Source organism: Nonomuraea sp. B19D2 (genome assembly GCF_040137845.1).
Taxonomy (GTDB): Bacteria; Actinomycetota; Actinomycetes; order Streptosporangiales; family Streptosporangiaceae; genus Nonomuraea.
The window spans coordinates 127,332-147,039 of record NZ_JBEFAK010000013.1 but is presented as its reverse complement, the minus strand read 5'-3'; the positions used below and the strand labels follow the sequence as shown (position 1 = coordinate 147,039).

12 protein-coding genes and 1 pseudogene are annotated in these 19,708 nt (G+C 72.8%); 6 read left to right on the top strand and 7 right to left on the bottom strand.

Annotation, left to right across the window (positions count from 1 at the left end; translation table 11 throughout):
* Position 1 precedes the first annotated feature (1 nt).
* Positions 2 to 1,498 carry an alpha-L-fucosidase gene (locus ABN273_RS24515; RefSeq protein WP_349451324.1) on the bottom strand — a complete coding sequence of 499 codons (1,497 nt, stop codon included), beginning with the start codon at positions 1,496 to 1,498 and terminating at the stop codon, positions 2 to 4.
* A 172-nt stretch (positions 1,499 to 1,670) separates the two neighbouring features.
* On the opposite strand from ABN273_RS24515, the gene ABN273_RS24510 reads away from it, so the two are divergent.
* From ABN273_RS24510 to ABN273_RS24500, 3 genes are all read left to right on the top strand, one after another.
* Positions 1,671 to 4,643 (top strand): glycoside hydrolase family 2 TIM barrel-domain containing protein, encoded by a 2,973-nt coding sequence (locus ABN273_RS24510; protein ID WP_349451323.1) that lies wholly within the window; start codon positions 1,671 to 1,673, stop codon positions 4,641 to 4,643.
* A 15-nt stretch (positions 4,644 to 4,658) separates the two neighbouring features.
* Positions 4,659 to 6,344 (top strand): acyltransferase, encoded by a 1,686-nt coding sequence (locus tag ABN273_RS24505; protein ID WP_349451322.1) that lies wholly within the window; start codon positions 4,659 to 4,661, stop codon positions 6,342 to 6,344.
* A gap of 211 nt (positions 6,345 to 6,555) precedes the next feature.
* The gene (locus tag ABN273_RS24500; RefSeq protein ID WP_349451320.1) at positions 6,556 to 7,083 is read left to right on the top strand and encodes a P-loop NTPase family protein; all 528 of its coding nucleotides are present in this window, start codon (positions 6,556 to 6,558) and stop codon (positions 7,081 to 7,083) included.
* Between the two features lie 64 nt (positions 7,084 to 7,147).
* On the opposite strand, the gene ABN273_RS24495 is transcribed toward ABN273_RS24500, so the two are convergent.
* The 4 genes and pseudogenes from ABN273_RS24495 to ABN273_RS24485 all read right to left on the bottom strand — a co-directional run bounded on the left by ABN273_RS24495 (position 7,148) and on the right by ABN273_RS24485 (position 10,992).
* Positions 7,148 to 8,314, bottom strand: a complete 1,167-nt coding sequence (locus ABN273_RS24495) for a GDSL-type esterase/lipase family protein (RefSeq protein WP_349451319.1) — start codon at positions 8,312 to 8,314, stop codon at positions 7,148 to 7,150.
* Between the two features lie 17 nt (positions 8,315 to 8,331).
* Positions 8,332 to 8,742, bottom strand: a complete 411-nt coding sequence (locus ABN273_RS59595) for an alpha-L-rhamnosidase C-terminal domain-containing protein (RefSeq protein WP_502911127.1) — start codon at positions 8,740 to 8,742, stop codon at positions 8,332 to 8,334.
* 181 nt (positions 8,743 to 8,923) lie between these two features.
* Positions 8,924 to 9,250 (bottom strand): annotated as a pseudogene (locus tag ABN273_RS59590) (glycoside hydrolase family 78 protein); the annotation flags it as partial.
* A gap of 17 nt (positions 9,251 to 9,267) precedes the next feature.
* Complete coding sequence (locus ABN273_RS24485; protein ID WP_349451317.1) at positions 9,268 to 10,992, bottom strand: glycoside hydrolase family protein; 1,725 nt, start codon at positions 10,990 to 10,992, stop codon at positions 9,268 to 9,270.
* A gap of 104 nt (positions 10,993 to 11,096) precedes the next feature.
* On the opposite strand from ABN273_RS24485, the gene ABN273_RS24480 reads away from it, so the two are divergent.
* The 3 genes from ABN273_RS24480 to ABN273_RS24470 all read left to right on the top strand — a co-directional run bounded on the left by ABN273_RS24480 (position 11,097) and on the right by ABN273_RS24470 (position 16,680).
* On the top strand, positions 11,097 to 13,010 hold the full coding sequence (locus ABN273_RS24480) for a glycoside hydrolase family 127 protein (protein ID WP_349451316.1): 1,914 nt from the start codon (positions 11,097 to 11,099) through the stop codon (positions 13,008 to 13,010).
* Between the two features lie 86 nt (positions 13,011 to 13,096).
* The gene (locus ABN273_RS24475) at positions 13,097 to 14,914 is read left to right on the top strand and encodes an ABC transporter ATP-binding protein (protein WP_349451315.1); all 1,818 of its coding nucleotides are present in this window, start codon (positions 13,097 to 13,099) and stop codon (positions 14,912 to 14,914) included.
* Positions 14,911 to 16,680 (top strand): ABC transporter ATP-binding protein, encoded by a 1,770-nt coding sequence (locus ABN273_RS24470; RefSeq protein ID WP_349451314.1) that lies wholly within the window; start codon positions 14,911 to 14,913, stop codon positions 16,678 to 16,680. Before ABN273_RS24475 ends, ABN273_RS24470 begins: the two co-directional genes overlap by 4 nt.
* Positions 16,681 to 16,682: 2 nt before the next feature.
* Here the strand turns inward: ABN273_RS24470 and ABN273_RS24465 are convergent, their stop codons facing one another.
* Both ABN273_RS24465 and ABN273_RS24460 read right to left on the bottom strand, forming a co-directional pair.
* Positions 16,683 to 18,053, bottom strand: a complete 1,371-nt coding sequence (locus ABN273_RS24465; RefSeq protein ID WP_349451313.1) for a DHA2 family efflux MFS transporter permease subunit — start codon at positions 18,051 to 18,053, stop codon at positions 16,683 to 16,685.
* Position 18,054: 1 nt separating this feature from the next.
* Positions 18,055 to 19,680, bottom strand: a complete 1,626-nt coding sequence (locus ABN273_RS24460) for an AMP-binding protein (protein WP_349451312.1) — start codon at positions 19,678 to 19,680, stop codon at positions 18,055 to 18,057.
* Positions 19,681 to 19,708: the final 28 nt, after the last annotated feature.

Below are 19,708 nucleotides of genomic sequence, written 5' to 3'. Positions count from 1 at the left end.
GTCAGGAGATCTTGATCATGTACGCGCCCTTCGTGGGCGGGTCCGGGGGCAGGTCGGCGTAGAGCGCCTCCTCGGTCAGCCGCCAGCCGAGCGGGCCGTGGCCGAGGAGCTCGACCGTGGCCGGGCGGCCTTTCAGCAGTCCGTCGCGGGTGCCCAGGCTGGTGATCGCGGCGGTCCGGGTTTCCGGCCAGGCGAGCAGGGTGGCGTACACCGTGTCGCCATGTCTGGTGAAGCGGATGTCGCTCGGCAGGTAGGCGCGGTCGGCCTCGTTGTAGCCCTCGTAGCCCTTGGTCTCGCCCATGCCTGTCGCGCCCTCGGCGGGACGCAGCCAGGGCGTCGTGCCGTACACGCCCTCGCCGCACACCCTCAGCCAGTCGCCCACCTCGCCCAGCAGGGCGCGGGCCTGGGCGTCCACGGTGCCGTCGGCGCGCTGGGGGACGTTGAGCAGCAGGCAGCCGTTCTTGCTGACCACGTCGATCAGCGTGTGGACGATCTGCTGTGAGCTCTTGCGCGGGTGGAACATCGGGCCGTCGTCGGAGCAGTCGAACCACTCGCCGTCGCTGGTGTCGAACTGCCACGGGTAGGGCTGGGCGGCGTCGAGCTGGCGGCGCTCGCAGTCGAGGACGACGGCTGTGCGGTCGGCGTCGGGGACCTCCTTGACGGTCACGAGTCCGCCGGTCGGGCACGTGTTGTAGTAGTGGGCGAGCAGCTCGAGCCCTCGCGTGCTGACCGGCTCCGACTCGACCACGCTGCCCGCGTCGAACGGCAGGCGGCCGTCGTCGAGGTAGACCAGGTCGGGGCGGTAGCGGTCGAGCGCCTCGCGGACGCGGTCGTAGAACCGGTCCGCCACCTGCGGCGGGGGCTTGGCTCCCGTCGCGTGCCTGGCCGGGTAGAGCTCGGCCGGGTCCAGGCCCTCCCACCAGGTGCCCGTGCCGTCGTGCCTGGTCAGCGCCCCGTCGTACGGCTCGCCGGTGGCCGGGTCCGCGCCGTGGGCGACGTCGAGCCAGCGCCACGTCCAGTTGTGGTGGAAGCTCAGCCCGAACGGCAGCCCGGCCGCGCGGGCCGCCCGCTCCCATGCGCCGACGATGTCGCGCCGCGGGCCGATGCGGGCGGCGTTCCAGGCGTGCCGCCTCGAGTCCCACAGGTCGAAGTTGTCGCAGTGGGCGGCCAGGGCGACGAAGTAGCGGGCACCGCTGGAGACGTACAGGTCGATCAGCTCTTGGGGGTCGAAGCGCTCGGCGCGCCAGCGCGGGAAGAGGTCCTTCGTGCCGCCGCGGCCGAAGTGCGCGCGGTGGTGGGCGTGCTGGCGCTCGGCCCTTCGCCGCTCCCAGGGCTCGGACCAGGGCTGCATGCCGTACAGATGGCGGGCGTACCAGTCGCCGGAGCTCGCCACGGACTGCGGCCCCCAGTGCGACCAGATGCCGAACTTGGCCTCCCCGAACCACTCGGGGATGCGGTGGCGGCGTAACGACTCCCAATCCGGCAGAAACCCGCTCAATGGGCGCACCTACCTTATTGAAACGATTTATGCATCGTATATTTATTCAACCTCGGATGTCAATGCATATTTCGGAACCTTTCGAGGGTAAGGAAGGATGGGTAGAGGGATGGTCACCGCGGATCCGGGCGTCTAGAGTTAAAACGTTTTGGTCTCGGAGGGACAGTTCGGAATGCTCGATTTCCACGAAGACCCCGGGCCGGGCTCCGGGCGGCGGGCGGCGCGCGCGGACTTCCTCTCCGACGCGCCACGCCTGTCGCTCAACGGCCGGTGGCGCTTCCGCCTCTCGGACACCGCCGAGGGCACCGGCCCCTCACTGCCCGACCCGGCACTCGACGACACCGGCTGGGACACGATCCGCGTGCCGTCGCACTGGGTGCTGGAGGGGTACGACCGGCCGCTCTACACCAACACCGCCTACCCGTTCCCCATCGACCCGCCGCGACTGCCCGACGGCAACCCCACGGGCGACTACCGGCTCGGCTTCGACCTGCCCGACGCCTGGCCCGAGGGCCGGACCGTGCTGCGTTTCCAGGGGGTGGACTCCTGCGGCACGGCGTGGCTGAACGGCTCGTTGCTGGGCCACTCCAAGGGGAGCAGGCTGCCGTTCGAGTTCGACGTCACCGGGCTCGTCCGGCCGCGCGGCAACCTGCTCGCCGTACGCGTGCAGCGCTGGTCGTCGGGCAGCTACCTCGAGGACCAGGACATGTGGTGGCTGCCGGGCATCTTCCGCGACGTGGAGCTGCTGGCCCGCCCTTCGGACGGCATCGACGACTTCACCGTCCGCGCCTCCTACGACGCCCCGAACCGCTCCGGCACCCTCCGCGTCACCGCCGACGCCCCCGGCCTGGTCGAGATCCCTGAGCTGGGACTGTCCGTCGCCACGGGGGAGGAGGTCACCGTCCCGGGCGTCGAGCCGTGGAGCGCGGAGCACCCGCGCCTCTACCGCGGCACTCTGCGGGCCGCCGGCGAGACGATCGACCTGCCGATCGGCTTCAGGACCGTCGAGATCGCCGGTGGGCGGCTGCTCGTCAACGGGGCGCCGGTGCTGTTCCGCGGCGTCAACCGGCACGAGCACCACCCCGAGCGCGGCCGCGCGCTCGACCGCGACACCATGATCCGCGACATCGAGCTGATGAAGCAGCACAATGTCAACGCCGTCCGCACCGCCCACTACCCGCCGCACCCGGAGTTCCTGCGGCTCTGCGACGAGTACGGCCTGTGGGTGGTGGACGAGTGCGACATCGAGACCCACGGGTTCATCTACGCGGGCTGGGAGGGCAACCCGCCGGCCGAGCCGATGTGGCGCGACGCGCTCCTCGACCGCGCCCGGCGCATGGTGCAGCGCGACAAGAACCATCCCAGCGTGGTGATCTGGTCCCTGGGCAACGAGAGCGGCAGCGGGCCGGCGTTCGGCGACATCGAGCGGTGGCTGCGGGAGCACAATCCCAGCAGGCCGCTGCACTACGAGCGCGACCCGAGCTACCGCCACTCCGACTTCTACAGCCTGATGTACCCGTCGCTGGACGACCTGGAGCGCATCGGGGAGCGGAAGGAGGACCCGCCTGAGGGGGTGGCGCCGGAGTCGCCCGACGACGTGCGCCGTCGCGGGCTGCCGTTCCTGCTGTGCGAGTACGCCCACGCCATGGGCAACGGGCCGGGCTCGCTGGCCGACTACCAGGCGATCCTGGAGTCGCACGAGCGGTTCTGCGGGGCGTTCGTGTGGGAGTGGATCGACCACGGGCTGGCGGGACACGACTCGCTCGGCCGTCCGTACTTCCGGCACGGCGGCGACATCGACTACCAGCCGAACGGCGGCCGGTACTGCCTGGACGGCCTGCTCTTCCCCGACCGCACGCCGTCGCCAGGCCTGGCGGAGCTGCGCAAGGCGATCGAGCCGGTCGGGATCGCGGTGGACGCGGCGGCCGGGGAGGTCGTCATCGTCAACAAGCACGACCTGATCGGCCTCGGCCACCTGGAGTTCCGCTGGCGGGTGGAGGTGGACGGCTCGCGGGCGGGCAAGGCTCAGGTGGCGGGCGGCGCGCCGCCGGGAAGCGGGCCGTTGCCCGTCCCGCCCTGCGGCCCACGCCAGACGGTGCGGGTGCCGTTGCCGGAGGTCGCGGTCGCGGCGGAGGGTGAGACGTGGATCACGATCGAAGCCGCGCTCGCCACCGCGACCTGCTGGGCGCCGGCCGGTCACGTCGTCGCCTTCGGCCAGGCCAGGCTCGGCGACGGCACCCACCGCCGCCGCCCGCTGCCCGCGGCGAGCGAGTCGGCCGGCGGAGGGTTGCGGCCGGGCGGGGCGTCTGGAGGAGGGTTGCGGCTGGGCGGGGCGGTGTTCGACCTGAGGACCGGGCGGCTGACCCGGCTCCACGGCGTCGAACTGGACGGGCCGGTGCTCGACGTGTGGCGCGCCCCGACGGAGAACGACCGCGGCCAGGGCCCGAGGAACGCGCTGGCCGCCGACTGGGAGGCCGTGGGTCTCGACCGGTTCCTCCACCGGACCGGCGGCATCGACCGGCCCGACGACCGCACGCTCGTCGTCCACGGCCGCAGCGGCCCGGCCACCCGGACCCTCGGCTTCCGCACCACGTACACCTGGCAATGGCAGGACGGCGCGCTGCGCCTGCGGATCGAGGCCGAGCCCGTCGGCGACTGGCACGACACCGCGTACGGCCACCTCGATGTGAGCCCGCCGCGCATGGGAGCCAGGTTCGCCCTGCCCGGCGGCTACACCGACGTCGAGTGGTTCGGCCGCGGCCCGGGCGAGTCGTACGCCGACAGCCGGTCCGCCGCCCGGGTGGGCCGGTTCGCGCTGCCGATCGACGCGCTCCAGACCCCGTACGTCGTGCCGCAGGAGAACGGCAACCACGTCGAGACCCGCTGGCTGGAGCTGTCGGGCACGGGGCTGCCCACCTTGCGCGTGGATGGCGAGCCGCACCTGGACTTCACCGCCCGCCGATGGACGAGCGAGGCGCTGCAGGCCGCCCACCGCCCCCACGACCTGCGCGACTCCGGCCGCGTCTGGCTGAACCTGGACCACGGCCAGCAGGGCATCGGCAGCGCCTCCTGCGGCCCCGCCCTGCCTGGGCGGTACCGCCTGCCGGTCCGGCGCTACTCCTGGTCGATGACGTTGACCGCCTGAGAGGATTTTGATCGCATGACGGAACCGACCAAGTTCGACTTCTGCCCGTGGCTGTTCTGGGACCACGCCACCGAGGAGGACCGCCTCGCCCAGGAGCGCCACCTGGATGCGCTGCGGGCGAGCATCGACATCGACGCGGCGGGCAAGGTGTTCGTCTCGCCGCTGGCGGCCGTGTACGCCGACAGCCTGCGCATGGGCGACCACTGCTACATCGCCGCCCACGCGTACGTCACCCACGACATCGTCATGGGCGACGACTGCACCATCAACCCGTACGCCGTGGTGCGGGGGAACGTCGTGCTCGGGAACGCGGTGCGGGTGGGCGCGCACACGTCCCTGCTCGGCTTCAACCACAGCACGGCGCCGGACCGCCCGGTCTTCCGCCAGGCGACCACGTCGAAGGGCATCCGGATCGGCGACGACGTGTGGATCGGCTCGAACGTGGTCGTGCTCGACGGGGTGACGATCGGCGACCACGCCATCGTCGGCGCGGGCGCGGTCGTCACCAAGGACGTGCCCGCCTGGGCCATGGTCGCGGGCAACCCGGCCCGCCGCATCCGCGACCGCCGCGCCTCGCGCCCCGCTCCGGCCGCCGGGCAGGACCTCGAACGGCTGCTCGCCGACTTCGCCGCCCGCGCCAGGGAGCAGGCGGAGGCGGTGCTCGGCCGGTGCTGGACGGGCGAGCGGTACGTGGACCGCCCGGACGCCCCGCCGACCGTCCGCGCCTGGTGCGACGCGGTGGAGATCGCCGACCTGCTGCTGGACGGCCCGCCGCCGACACCCGCGCGGGAGGAGATCGTCGCGTTCCTCCGCGACCGCCAGGACCCGGTCACCGGCCTGGTCCCGGAGATCGGCGCCCCCGGCTCACCGGAGACCGGCGCTCAGGGCTCGCCGGAGACCAGTGGTTCCGGCTCGCCGGAGCTGGACGGAGCCGCCGCGTATCACGTGCTCTGCGTCGGCTACGCCCTCGACCTGCTCGGCACCCGGTTCCAGCACCCCGTCCACGCCGTCGCGAACCTCGGCTCGCAGGACCTGCTCGCCACGCTCGACTCCCTCGACTGGGCCCGCAACGCCTGGACGGCGGGCTCGTGGGTGGACGCGTTCGGCACGGGCCTCCACCGCAACCTCGCCGATTTCGGCGCGCGCGGCGAGCTCGAGACCCTGTACGGGTGGCTGCTGACCCGCTGCAGCCAGGCCCACGGGATGTGGGGCGAGCCGGATCCCGACGCGGGCTGGCTGCAGGTGGTCAACGGCTTCTACCGGCTGACGCGGGGGACGTTCGCGCAGTTCGGCGTGCCGTTGCCGTACCCCGAGCGGGCCGTCGACACCGTGCTCGCCCAGGCCGCCGACCCCCGTTACTTCGGCCCCGACACCGGCAACGCCTGCAACGTGCTCGACGTCATCCACCCGCTGTGGCTGCTGGGCAGGCAGACCCGGCACCGCCGCGGGGAGGGGGAGGCGTGGGCGCGCGAACACCTCCTCCGGGCGGTGGGCGGCTGGCACGACGGCGCGGGCCTCAGCTTCGCCCTGACCCGGGGGAGCGGCGCGGCCCGCACGCCGGGGCTGCAGGGGACCGAGATGTGGCTGGCCATCATCTGGCTGCTCGCCGACCACCTCGGCGTCTCGGACGCCCTCGGCTACCGCCCGCGGGGCATCCACCGCCCTGAACCGGCGACCCGGCTCCCCGGCCCCGGCCGCTGACCGGTCCGCGTTCCCCCGACCCCGCCGCGCTTCGGCGGGGTCCCTTCGGGGAACAGGGGGCGCGGCAGGGCGCGGGGCGGCGCGCGGTGCACAGCCCCGCTCGAGAATCCCACCGCAAGCCGGGCGCTGTTACTTCTCAGCGACGCTGCCTTCCGGCGGAAACGACCGCTTTCGCGTTCCCGTCGCTGCGCATCGGGCTTAGCCTGCATGGATGCAGCGCATCCTCGTAGTGGGTATCAGTGGGGCGGGTAAGTCCACCATGGCGCGAGCCTTGAGCAGCCGACTCGCGGTGCCCTATCACGAGATGGACGCCCTGTACTTCGCCGGTCCCGGCTGGGCCGTGAGCGAGCGGTTTCCCGATCAGGTCGCAGAGATCGCCAGTTCACCATCCTGGGTCATCGACTCGTTCGGCTACCCGGCAGTCCGTGACTTGCTGTGGGAGCGTGCTGACACCGTCGTATGGCTGGACTACCCGCGGCGGGTCATCATGCCTCGGATCCTGCGGCGGTCACTGCGCAGGACACTTCTACGCGAGTCGATCTTCAACGGGAACCGTGAGACAGTGGCGGAATGGTTCCGACGGGATCACCCCGCATGGTGGGCGTGGTCCCAGCATGCGGCGCGACGAGCGGACATACAGCAGCGCATCCATGATCCTCGCTTCACTCCCTTATCTGTGATTCGCCTCACTACCGTGCAATCGTCTGCGTCTTGGCTTGGTTCCATCGGGCATCGGTGACACGACGTGGCTTGATGGCATCGCCCGGCTCGTGCGGCAAAGGGCTGGGTTTGGCGCGGCGAGCTCATGGGACGGGGGAGCGATCGGTGGCCTGAGCCCGATCTGGGCCGATCAGCTGCGCTGATTCGACGGCGGCCGCCATCGCCTGGTGGCCCGCCGCGCTCGGGTGGAGGTGGTCGCCGCAGTCGTACCGGGGCAGCAGGCGGCTCGGGTCCGAGGGGTCGCGGAGCGCCGCGTCGAAATCCGCGAGCCCGTCGAAGGCGCCGCCGTCCTGCACGAACGCGTTCACCGCCACCCTGGCCAGCTCCCCCTCGGGAGTGTGGTACTCGGCGCCCCCGAACGGGGCCAACGTGCCGCCGATCACGCGTACCCCGGCGGCATGCGCCTTGGCGACGATGCGGCGGTAGGCGGCGATGAGGGCGTCCGCCCGCGCGCCCGCCCCGAGGTCGTTGATCCCGGCCAGCAGGATCACCGCGCCGATCCCCGGCTTGGTCAGCACCTCGGCGATCAGCCGCTCCTCGGCGGGGCGTCCGGTCCCGGCGGCCAGCACCCGCCCGCCGGACACCCCCTCGTTGACGACGGCGAGCGGCCACGACTCCCGCAGTGCCCGGTCGGCGAGGAGGTCCGCCCAGCCGTGGCCCGTCTCGGACCCCACGCCGGTCGTGATCGAGTCCCCGAGCACCGCCACTGCCGACACCTGGCCGGGCGCGATGACGGACACTGCGTCCAGCCAGTGCCAGATCGCCATCTCCTCGGTGTACGCGGCTCCGCTCTCGTCGGCGGCGTGGTCACCGGGGAGAGACCGGTAGGCGGGCGAGGCCGCACCTTGCCCGGACGTGGTGCCCGATCGCGGTGGGTAGGGCGGGGCCGTGGCGCGGTTGCGGCCGGTCAGGGTGCCGCCGTCGCCCCGGAGGTGGAGGCTGACGGCGAGGCGCTGCCGGGGCGCCACGTGGCCGGGCAGCGGGTCGCTGAGCGCCGTCGTGCCCGGCGCCAGCGTCACCTCCGGGATCCCACCGAACGTGAGCATCCGGTTCGACCCAGGCGCCAGCGCCGCCCCTGAGGCCGGGACGCCCACGTAGACGTGCCCGAACGTCACCGGCCGGTCCCCGAAGGCGTTGGTGAGCCGCACCCGCAAGCCGGTCCCGCCCGCGCTGGTCCGCACGATGTTGCGCACGGTGAGGTCCCGCAGCCCACCCCCGGCCCGCTCGGCGGCGGCCGCCCAGGTGGTCACCGGACGGCCGCCTCCCGTCATCGCTCCCACGCCGCGGTGAACTCGTACCGGCCGGACGCCACCCGGCACACCAGCGCCGCCCCGCTCACGCCCACCACCTGCACGGGTGGCGAGTCAGCGGTGCCCACCTGCACGAGCGTCGAGTCGGTGGCGCTCACCGCCTGCCCGGGTGGCGAGTCGGCGGTGTCCGGCGGCGGCTCGCTCGCAGGTCGGGTGGGCTCGTGTGCGGGCGTCGTCCCGGGGAGGGGCATGCCGGACTCCCGGACCGAGGACGGGTCGGTCGTCGGCACGTGCACGGTGGCCACCGCGCCCGGCGGGATGCGGACGTCCAGCCGCAGCGCGCCGCCGTCCGCCTCCCACCGGCTGCTCAGCCGGCCCAGCGGCGTGTCGTACGAGGCCGAGGCCCACTTCAGCCGCCCTCCGGGCAACGGCCGGATGAGCGGTCGCCGGCGGCAGGTCGACCACCCGCCGGAAGTACCGGGGGGCGGGCAGGTGCGCGGTGCGGGGGCTGCGCGATTCGCGGTCGTCGGTGGGTGGCTCGAACGGCGGCTCGGTCTCGGGATCGTGGCCGATCCACGCCGCCCGCCACTCGTCCTGGTGCATCACCCCGGTGTCGAACCACGACTCGGCCGCCCCGCCGTGGCGCATCTGGGCTGAACCGCCGCCGCGTACCTCCACCCGCCAGGTGTAGCGGGTGAACGACGCCAGCGGCGCGCCCCCGTAGTCGGCGCTGACGTCCTGGCCCTCGACCCAGCCGCTGTCCCAGACGAGGGCGCCGCGCGCATGGACCCGGACCCGGTACGCGTGCTGCGCGTCGCCGCGCCGGTCCGAGGCCAGCCGCCAGCTCAGCCGGGGCACGGGTGTGCCGATCCCGAGCGGCGTGGCGCGGTGCTCGCAGCGCAGGTCGTACGGCCTCAACGGGTCGCCGTCGGGCACCTCGGGGAGTGACCAGCTCACCACGCCCACTCCTTCGCCGGGCGGGTCAGCGGGTAGTCGCGCCGGGGCGCGGTCGGATGGACCTTGCGCCCGCTGTACATCGGCCGGGCGGTCCCCTCGGGGCTGATGCCGATCACGTCGTCACCCCGCCACCGCACGCGGTACTCCCGCCCCGCCGCCACCTCGGTGGAGGTCGTCTCCGGCACGGGGAACGTCACCGTGACCCGCTCGCCCCGCCGCGGCGCGGGGATCGACAGGTAGCCGTCCGGCGCCCACGCCCCGGCCTGCGTCCCGTCGAAGCCGCCGCCCCCGTCGGCCGGTCCGCCGTCGCGGGTCACGCGGACCTTGGCGTACCCCGCCCAGTCGGGCACGCGCAGCCGCAGCTCCGGCAGGTCCTCGTGGATGTCCAGGTCGACCCGGCCCTCGTGGGGGAGGTGGCTGAGCACGGTGACCTGCCGGGTGGCCCGGGTGAGCAGCAGGTTGACCCGGAGGGCGCGGGAGTCGGCGGTGACGATGGAGTTCCAGCCCCAGAACAGGCCGCGTACGCCCGAGCCGACGCAGCACGCCTGCACGTCGGCCGTGTGCCCGCGGCCCAGCTCGACGTCGCAGACGAAGTCGTTGGGCGCGCCGTACCCGGCGAACGCGCCGCGGACCCGCTCGCCCACCCGCACGTGCGTCACCCAGCCCGGCTCGTCGCCCGAGGTGTCGGGCGCGGACTCGACCCAGCTCAGGTCGAGCAGCTGCGACTCCACGAGGTGGTTGCGCAGGAACCGCTCCACCACGCCCCAGTACGCGGTGTGGCCGGACTTCGCCAGCGTGGTGCCGGCGCCGATCAGGTCGACCAGGGAGCAGCTCTCGTGCTCGTACCGCTGGTCCGCGAGGTCGCCGGGGGTCCAGCCGAACGCGGTGGCCTGGCCGAGCGCCCAGTCGTAGGCGCGGCGGACGTAGGCGGTGAGCTCGTGGTCGCCGGTGAAGCGGGCGTAGCGGGCGAGCCCCTCCAGGGTGCCGATGCGGGTGTGGAAGTGGCCGCTGCGGTACGCGCGGGCGGAATTGAAGCTCCCGTCCTCGCCGAACACCCCGCTCTTGTGCACGATCAGCCGCGCGAACCAGCCGCACAGCTCCAGCGCGTCCCCGTTGCCGGTGGCCTGGTGGTAGCGAAGCAGCGGCATGATCAGCCGCCCGCTGAACGAGGCCGGGTCGGGGGCGAGGCGGAGCGCGATGGCGTTCGGGGACGGCCAGCCGTCCGGGGTGTACTCGGAGGCAGGGTAGAACCACACGTCCCGCTCCTTGATCGCGATCCGCTTGAGCGCGGCCACGTGCCGGTCGACCAGCTTCTGCGCTTCGGGGTCGCCGTCGGACACGTACCACGTGGTGAGCGACAGGAGCACGGCGCGCTGGTCGACGAGGTTGGCGTTCGCGGGCCAGCCCACCTCTGGGCGCGCCAGCCGGTAGCTCAGTCCGTCCTCGCCGAAGAAGCCGATCAGCCGCCGCCTGAACCCCTCCTCGACCTCCCGCCACGTGTCCTTGCCCGTCATGTGCCTGGCGATCAGGCAGGCGTCGAGGAGCCGTCCGTGGCTGGAGCCGTAGTCCCAGTCGCCGTGGCGCAGGGCCGCCGGGCGGGCCAGCAGGTCGGCACTGAAGTACGGAATGCCGTCCATGTCCTGGTCGGGCAGTCCGGCCACCGCGTTCATCGCCAGCTCGGCCCGTTCTTCGAGCAACACCGTGTCGGGAATCTCGGGCATGGGGGTCCCTTCGCCTGAAACAACGCGTCCGTTGTCCCATGCCCCTACCTCGGCATAAATATTCGTATCTTGTTAGATATGGAAGGCTGAAGCAGGATGGCGATATGAGTGATGATCGGATGTCTTCGGTCGTGCGGCCCCGGCCCGACGCCGCGGTGGCCCTCCGGCCCGTGGCGGGCGGGCGGATCCGAGGAGGGTTCTGGGGCGCGCGGCAGCGCGTGAACCGCGAGGTGACGATCCCGCTGGGCGGCGAGCGGGTACGCGAGTCCGGCGCGTTCGACAACCTCAGGCTGGCGGGCGAGCATCGCGGCAAGGTGTTCGCGGACTCCGATGTCTACAAGTGGCTGGAGGCGCTCGCCTGGGAGCGCGGCAGGGCCGAGGACGACGACCTGGCGAGGTCGTACAAGGAGGCCGCCGAGCTCGTCGCGGGCGCGCAGTGCACCGACGGCTACCTGCACACCCACACCCAGCTCACCGGCCGCGAGCGCTACTCCGACCTGGCCTCCAGCCACGAGCTCTACTGCGCGGGCCACCTCATGCAGGCCGCGGTCGCGGGCGGCCGCGCGGTCGGCGACCGCACGCTGCTGCAGGTCGCCACCCGTTTCGCCGACCACCTGGTCGAGACGCTGCCCGAGGACGCGCTCGACGGCCACCCCGAGGTCGAGATGGCCCTGGCCGAGCTGCACAGGGAGACCGGCACGCGCTCGTACCTGGACCTCGCCGCCCGGCTCATCGCCACCCGCGGCCACTCCCTCCTCCCGCTCAAGGGCCACCACGGGCCCGGCATCCGCCAGGACCGGGTGCCGGTGCGCGAGGCGACCACCGTCGAGGGACACGCGGTGCGCGCCATGTACCTGGCCGCGGGCGCGGCCGACGTCGCCGTCGAGACCTCCGACCTCGCACTGCTCGACGCCCTGGAACGGCAGTGGCTGGACATGGTGGCGACCAAGACGTACCTGACGGGGGGACTCGGCTCGGTCTGGTACGGCGAGCAGTTCGGCGGCCCCCACGAGCTGGCCTCCGAGACCGCGTACTGCGAGACCTGCGCGGCCGTCGGCAGCATTCAGTGGTCGTGGCGCATGCTGCTGGCCACCGGCAGGGCCGCCTTCGCGGACCTGATCGAGCGCACCCTCTACAACGCCGTCCTGCCCGGCGTCTCCCTCGGCGGCGACCGCTTCTTCTACGTCAACGCGCTGCGCGTGCGCGCGGGCGCGAACCCCGACGACTTCCGCGCGCCCGCCCGCGGCCGCCAGGACTGGTACGGCACCGCCTGCTGCCCGCCCAACGTGATGCGCCTGCTCTCCTCCCTCGACCACTACCTGGCCACCCAGGACGGCGACGGCGTCCAGCTCCACCTGTACGCCCCCGGCACGATCCGGGCCGGCGACGTGCTGCTGGAAGTGGCGACCGACTACCCGTGGAGCGGCCGGGTGGAGATCGTCGTGCGCGAGACCCCTGACCGGCCGTGGACGTTCTCAGCGCGCATCCCGGCGTGGGCCGACCAGGCGGCACTGGCCATATCCGGCGCGTCTGGCGCATTCGGCGAGACTAGTGCGGACGACCGGCCCGTCGAGCCGGGCTCCTACCACCGCGTCCGGCGCACCTGGCGGCCGGGCGACCGGATCACCCTGGACCTCGCCATCCGCCCCCGCCTCACCGCGGCCGTACCCCAGCTCGACGTGGCCCGCGGCCAGGTCGCCGTCGAGCGCGGCCCCCTCGTGTACTGCCTGGAGCAGGCCGACCACCCCGGCGTCATCGTGGACGACCTGTGCGTGGCCGGGGCGGACCTGCGCGACGGGACGGCGGTCGCCGGCCTGCCCGCCGACGTGGTGCCGGTCACCGCACGCGGCCGGGCCCACGTGCACCTGGAGGAGGACGGCGGCTTCCCCTACCGCACCGCCGCCGCCCCCCGGGAACCGGAGCACGGGGGCCCGGTCGATCTCACGTTCGTGCCGTACTACGCCTGGGCCAACCGAGGCGCCGGCCCGATGACGGTCTGGGCACCTATGCATCGCTGACGTATGATCTCCGGGCGCCGCGGCCTGACCAAGGACGTCGCCGTGCGCGCCCGGCCATACCCCCCATGCATGGAGGCACCCGCCCCGTGAGGACGCTGCTGGTCGAACGAACCCGCCTGTTACACCTGTCGCTCCAAGACCGGAAAGCCGCCGCCGGCCTGGTGCTCGTGCACGCCGGAGGGGCGCTGGCCCCCGCCGCCACCGCCCTGTCCACCGGCTGGCTGGTCGCCGCACTCACCGGCGCCGCCGGCGGGCGGGAGCCCGGCACCGCGATCGTGTGGCCGCTGGTCACGATGGCGACCCTGCTGGCGGTCACCGAGGTGCTCCAGGCGCTCGGCGGCGCGCTGGAGCAGTTCGTGGCCGGCCGCGTCGACGCCCGCGTGATGCGGAAGGTCCGCCGGCTCGCGCTCGCGCCCGCCGACATGGCGCACCTGGAGGATCCGGCGTTCGCCGACGACGCCTCCCGCGCCTCAGATCCGGGCGGCGGCCGGGTCCGCTCCCCGGGCACGGCCGCCGTCGGTCAGCTCCGGCTGGTCTTCAGGATGCTGGGCGCAGCAGGCTCCGCGGCCGTGGTGGCGGTGGAGTTCTCGCCGCTGCTGGCCGTCTTCCTCCTGGCCACGGCGCTGACCCAGCGCGCGCTCATCCGCCGCTGGTGGGTCGGCCTGGCGACGGCGGCGGACACCCGTGAGGACCTTCGCCGCCGGGGCGAGCACTGGTCGGACGTCGCCTCGACCGCTCCGGCCGCTAAGGAGATCCGCCTGTTCGGGCTGCAGGAGTGGGTGGTGCGCCGCCGTAACCGGGAAGTGCTGGCCTGGGCAAGGCCCATCTGGGCGTACCGGCGCGGCATCCTGCGGCAGCAGTGGCTGACGGCCGTGCTGGCGGTGGTGTCGGCCGGGGCCGCCCTGCTGTTCCCCGGCCTGGCCGCCGTGAACGGCACGCTCTCCCCGGCCGACCTGGTGACCGTGCTGGTGTCCGCGTTCGGCCTCTTCTCCATCAGCTCCATGGGCTACGAGGCGTTCGACATCGAGTTCGGGCTCGGCGCCGTCCACGCGCTCGACCGGCTGAGCAAGCAGTACGGGTCGCGTGCCCGGTCCGGGGGCGCGCCGCGCGGAACGTCCGCTCCGGCGGAGATCCGCCTGGAGGACCTGGTCTTCCGCTACCCCGGCACGGACCGCGACGTCGTCGCCGGGGTGAACCTGACCGTCCACCCCGGCGAGGTGCTGGCCCTGGTGGGACAGAACGGCGTCGGCAAGACCACGCTGATCAAACTGCTCGCCGGCCTGTTCCCGCCCACCGCCGGGCGGGTGCTGGTGGACGGCGGGCCGCTCGGCCCCGGCGACCTGCCGGAGTGGCGCCGCCGCGTGGCCGCGGTGTTCCAGGACTTCAACCGCTACCCGCTCTCCGTCGCCGACAACATCGCGATGGCCGCGCCGGAACACCGTTCCGACCTCGACGGGATCCGCGCCGCCGCCCGCCGCGCCGGCATCGACGGCGTGATCGAGGCGCTGCCGGACGGCTACGGGACCCCTCTCGCACGCGAGCGCGCCGACGGCACCGACCTTTCCGGCGGGCAGTGGCAGCGCGTCGCCATCGCCAGGGCCATCTTCGCCGTCGAGCACGGCCGTGACGTGCTCATCCTGGACGAGCCGACGGCGCACCTGGACGTCGAGGCCGAGGCGAGCTTCTACCGGCAGGTCGTCGCCGAGGTGCCGGGGACCACGGTGCTGCTGATCTCCCACCGCCTCTCCACCGTGCGCAACGCCGACCGGATCGTGCTGCTGGAGAGCGGCCAGGTGGCCGAGCAGGGAAGCCACGCGAGCCTGCTGGCGGAAGGGGGCGCCTACGCGCGGCTCTTCCGCCTGCAGGCGGCCCGGTTCACCGACACGGGAGCGACGAGCCGATGAGCGAGAACATCCGACTGGTCCGCCACATGTTCGCCCTCGCCTGGCGAGCCGACCGCGCCGTCTTCGCGATGATCACCTTGCTGTCCGTCGGCCAGGCCGCCGCGACCGCCCTCACCGCCCTCGGCCAGCGCTGGGTCGTGGACGCCGCGGGCCTGCACGCCGCCGGCGCCCTCGTCGTGGCCGTCGTCGTCGGCACCCTGGCTCACACCATCCTGGCCGCCGGCAACCGCACGCGCTACAACTACCAGGACGACCTGATCAACCGGGTGGACATCGCGGTCAGCGGCGAGATCCTCGACGTCACCGCCGCCATCCCCACCCTCGAGCACCTCGAACGCACCGACTACCTCGATCGGCTGAGCCTGCTGCGCCGCAACACCCGCGCCCTGGCCGGTTCCTGCTGGGCGCTGTCCGACACGGCCATCTCGGTGGTCAGCGTCGGGTTGTCGTTGTGGCTGCTGGCCTCGGTGCACCCGGCGCTGTCCGCGCTGGCCGTGCTCGCCCTTCCGCCGCTGTGGGCGGCCGGGCGCGCCCGCCGGCGGCTGGCCGACGCCCACGTCGCCACCGCCGAGCAGTCCCGCCTGGAACAGCGCCTGCACCGGATGTGCATCGAGCCGGAGACCGGCAAGGAGATCTATGTCTCGGGCGCCGGCCCCGTCCTGGACACCGCGGCCGACGCCGCCCGCCACTCCGTGATCGACGCCGTCCTGCGGGCCCGCATCGGCGCGATCGGCTGGGAGCTGGCCGGCTGGCTCTGTTACGCCGCCGGGTTCGTCGCCGCGCTGGTGCTGATGACCAGGATGGTCGGCCGCGGCGAGGCCACCCTGGGTGACCTGATGCTGGTCATCAGCCTCGGCACCCAGCTCCGCTTCCAGGTGTACGGCACCGTGCAGGGCTTCTCCCAGATCGCCGACGCCGGGCACTCCACCCGCCACTACCTCTGGCTGCTCGACTACGCGCGCCGCCACCGCTCCACCGGCGCCCGGCCCGCCCCGGACGAGCTCCGGCACGGCATCGAGCTCCACGGCGTCGCCTTCACCTACCCGGGCTCGGCGGAGCCGGTGCTGTCCGGCGTGGACCTGACGCTGCGCGCCGGCTCCACGGTCGCCCTGGTGGGCAGCAACGGGGCCGGGAAGACCACCCTGGTCAAGCTGCTCAGCGGCATGTACGCGCCCACCGCGGGCCACATCACGGCCGACCGCGTACCACTCGCCGAGCTGGACCTGCAGTCCTGGCGGCTGCGGTTGACCGGCGTCTTCCAGGACTTCGTGAAGTTCCAGCTCCCGCTCCGGCAGGCGGTTGGCGCAGGCTGGCTGCCGTCGGCCGACGACACCGCCGCGGTGACGAAGGCCCTGGACAAGGCCGGCGCCGCGCCGATCGCCGAGCAGCTCCCCGACGGGATCGACACCCAGCTCGGCCGGCTCTACGCGGGCGCCGAGCTGTCGCACGGCCAGTGGCAGCGGCTGGCCCTGGCCCGCTCCCTGATGCGGCCGCACCCGCTGCTGCTGGTGCTGGACGAGCCCACCGCCGCGCTCGACCCGCAGGCCGAGCACGAGCTGTACGAGCACTTCCTGCGCCACGCGGCCACCGGGCGCGGCCGGATCACGCTGCTGGTCTCGCACCGCTTCTCCACCGTCCGCAGCGCGGACCACATCGTCGTCCTGGAGGAGGGCCGGGTCACGGAGCAGGGGTCCCACGAGGAGCTGATGGCGCTGGGCGGCCGGTACGCCACCCTGTACAGCGCGCAGGCCGAGGCCTACTCGTGATGCTACGCAGAGGCTTTCTCCGGGGTGCGCAGGCTCGCGGCGGCGACCGCGACGAGGGCGCAGATCCCCAGCATGGTCGCCCAGACCCCCTGGTACGCGCCGATCGAGCCGAGCCGGTTGCCCGACAGGACCAGGACGAGCGCCGAGACGCCGATGACCGCGCCGCAGGCCCGCGTGGTGACCGACAGGGCAGTGCCGGTGGCGAGCCGTGCGGGCGGGATCTCGGCCACGGCCGCGCCGCTCAGTGAGGTGACCAGCATGGCGACGGCGGCCCCGGCCAGGACGACCCCGGGGAGGACCACCGTGAGATACGCCCGGTCGGGGCCTGCCGTGAACGCCAGATAGGCCGTGGCGAAGGCCAGCAGCGCGACCCCGCACAGTGCCAGTGTCCGGTGGCCGGTCCGCGCTGCCAGCCGCCCCGCGAGCGGCGCGGTCAACACCTGGGCGAGCGCTCCGGGGGTGACGGCGAGCCCCGCCGCGGCATCGGAGTATCCCCAGATCCTGGTGAGGAACAGGATGTTGGCCAGCGGCAGCGCGAACATCACCAGGCCGAGGAGGAACATCGCGATGTTGGCCCGCTGAGTGCCGCGCGCCCGCAGGGCGTTCAGGTCCACGATGGGGGCGGGGTGCGTCCGCGCGCGCCGGATGAACAGGACGCCCACGACGACGCCCGCGACGAGCGCGGTGATCGTGCCGGGGCTGCCGGGGCCCCACGCGTCACTCTGCACGATGGCCAGCGAGGGCAGGCCGATGGCCCCCACCAGCAGGAGCAGGCCGGTGACGTCCGGCAACCTGGACGTGGCGGCCTTGGCCACGCCCGGGGTCACGATGCGCCACGCGCCCGCCAGGACGACGAGCCCGACCGGCAGGTGGAGGAAGAACACCGTTCGCCAGTCCCAGACGCCGACGAGCAGGCCGCCCAGCGACGGCCCGGACGCCATCGCCACCGACTGCGCCGCGCTCCACAGGCCGATCGCCGTGCCACGGCGTTCTGGCGGGTAGTACGGCAGGATCAGGGCGAGCGTCAGCGGGGTGATCACCCCGCCGCCGACGCCCTGCACGACCCGGGCGGCGATCAGCACGCCGGCCGACGGGGCGAGCGCGCACAACGTGGAGCCGAGCACGAACACCGCCAGCCCGGTGAGGAAGACCCGGCGGTAGCCGAACCGGTCGGCCAGTCCGCCCGCCGGCAGCAGTGCCGCGGTGAACACGATCGCGTAGCCGTTGAACACCCACGACAGCTCGGGCAGGCTGCTGCCGGGGAAGCTGCGCAGGATGTCGGGGAAGGCGATGTTCGCCAGTTGCACGTCGATCGCGCCGAGGAAGGCGCTCCCGCACAGGACGGCCAGCGGGAGCGCCCGTGATCCGGCCACCTCAGTCCGACGCCGCGCCGAACCGCTCCCGCAGCTCGACCTTGCGGATCTTGCCGGTGACGGTCCGCGGCATCGCGTCGACCAATTCGAGCCGTTCGGGCCAGAACCACTCGTTCACCCCGGCGTCCTTCATGTAGGTCCGCAGGTCCTCGAGCGTGGGCGGTTCGCCCGTCGGCGTCACCACGGCGCACACCAGCTCGACCAGCGACGGGTCCGGAATGCCGATGAGCGCGATGTCGCGGATGGCGGGATGCCTGCCGAGCAGCGCCTCGAGGTCGCTCACCGGCAGCTTGAAGCACATCTTCGCGACGATGACGTCCTTGGTCCTGCCGGAGATGCGGATGCCGCCGTACCCGTCGTCGCGGGCCAGGTCCCCGGTGTCGAACCAGCCGTCCGGCGTGATCGACTTGGCGTAGATCTCGTCGCGCAGGTAGTAGCCGAGGCACTGCGCCGCGCCGCGTACCTGCAGAGCGCCGATCTCGCCCGCCGGGACAGGCCGGTTCTCCTCGTCGACGATGCGGACCTCCATGCCGGACACGACGGTGCCGTCGCTCTCTCCGGCCCGCTCCGGCGGGTCCTCGGGCCGGGTCATGGTGACGCCGCCGTTCTCGGTCATGCCCCACAGCGCGTACACCCGTACGCCGAGCGTCTCGCTCACCTGCTCCACGAGGTGCGGCGGGACGGGTGCCGAGCCCGACACGAAGATGCGCAGGCTGGACAGGTCGCGCGGGCTGACCTCCTGCGTCTCGCTGATCTCCCTGGCGAACGGGGGCGTGGCGTAGTACATCGTGACGTCGTGCTCGGCCGCGAGGTCGAGGTAGAGGCCGGGGTTCCAGACGTCGGCGGTGACCGCGGTGCCGCCCAGCGTCAGCGCCGTCAGGTACGTCATCACCAGGCCCACGTAGTGCATGGACGTCTGGGAGGTCATGATGACCAGGTCGTCGTCCAGGTCGTAGGCCTCCCGGTAGCCGTTGATGGCGGCATAGAGGGTGTTCTGGCTGTGCAGCGCGCCCTTGGACTCTCCCGTCGTGCCCGAGGTGAACAGGATGAGGAAGGGATCGTCCGGGCCCAGCGCCCGGCCGGCGAGCTCCTCGGGATCGCCGGGCTCCGGGTCGAGCAGGTGCTCGTCGAAGTCGAGCGCTCCGGGCGGGCCGTCGCCGCCGACGATGACCACGTGCTCCAGGGTCGGGATCTCCTCCGCGAGCGTCATGGCCGTCTCCGCCGTCGGCAGATCACCGATCCGGTTCACGGTGATGAACACGCGCGCTTCGGTCAGCCGGATCATGAAGTCCAGCTCGCGGTGCCGGTAGAGCGGCATCTGCGGCGCGATGCGCGCACCGATCTTGATGCAGGCCAGGGTCAGGGGGAGCGTTTCCCTGCGATTGGGCAACTGGACCGCGACGAAGTCACCCGGCCGCACGCCCAGCCGGATCAGGCCGTGGGCGATCCGGTCGGTCAGCCGGTCGAGCTCCGCATACGTGATGACATCGGTGAGACCGTCGGCGACTCGTCGACTGATAAGTACGGATTTCTCGGGAAATGTCGCCACGTGATGTCGAAGGTCGTCCAGGAAGGTCGCGCTTCGCCACCAACCGTTGCGCCGATATTCCTCGCGTGCGTCTGACACGGTCACCGCCTTTCGTTGGTTTTTGTTG

Bases quoted from the DNA above. Each gene is read 5' to 3' on its own strand.
- ABN273_RS24510 (WP_349451323.1), top strand. From the start codon at position 1,671: ATGCTCGATTTCCACGAAGACCCCGGGCCGGGCTCCGGGCGGCGGGCG.
- ABN273_RS24505 (WP_349451322.1), top strand. From the start codon at position 4,659: ATGACGGAACCGACCAAGTTCGACTTCTGCCCGTGGCTGTTCTGGGAC.
- ABN273_RS24500 (WP_349451320.1), top strand. From the start codon at position 6,556: ATGCAGCGCATCCTCGTAGTGGGTATCAGTGGGGCGGGTAAGTCCACC.
- ABN273_RS24485 (WP_349451317.1), bottom strand. From the start codon at position 10,992: ATGCCCGAGATTCCCGACACGGTGTTGCTCGAAGAACGGGCCGAGCTG.
- ABN273_RS24480 (WP_349451316.1), top strand. From the start codon at position 11,097: ATGAGTGATGATCGGATGTCTTCGGTCGTGCGGCCCCGGCCCGACGCC.
- ABN273_RS24470 (WP_349451314.1), top strand. From the start codon at position 14,911: ATGAGCGAGAACATCCGACTGGTCCGCCACATGTTCGCCCTCGCCTGG.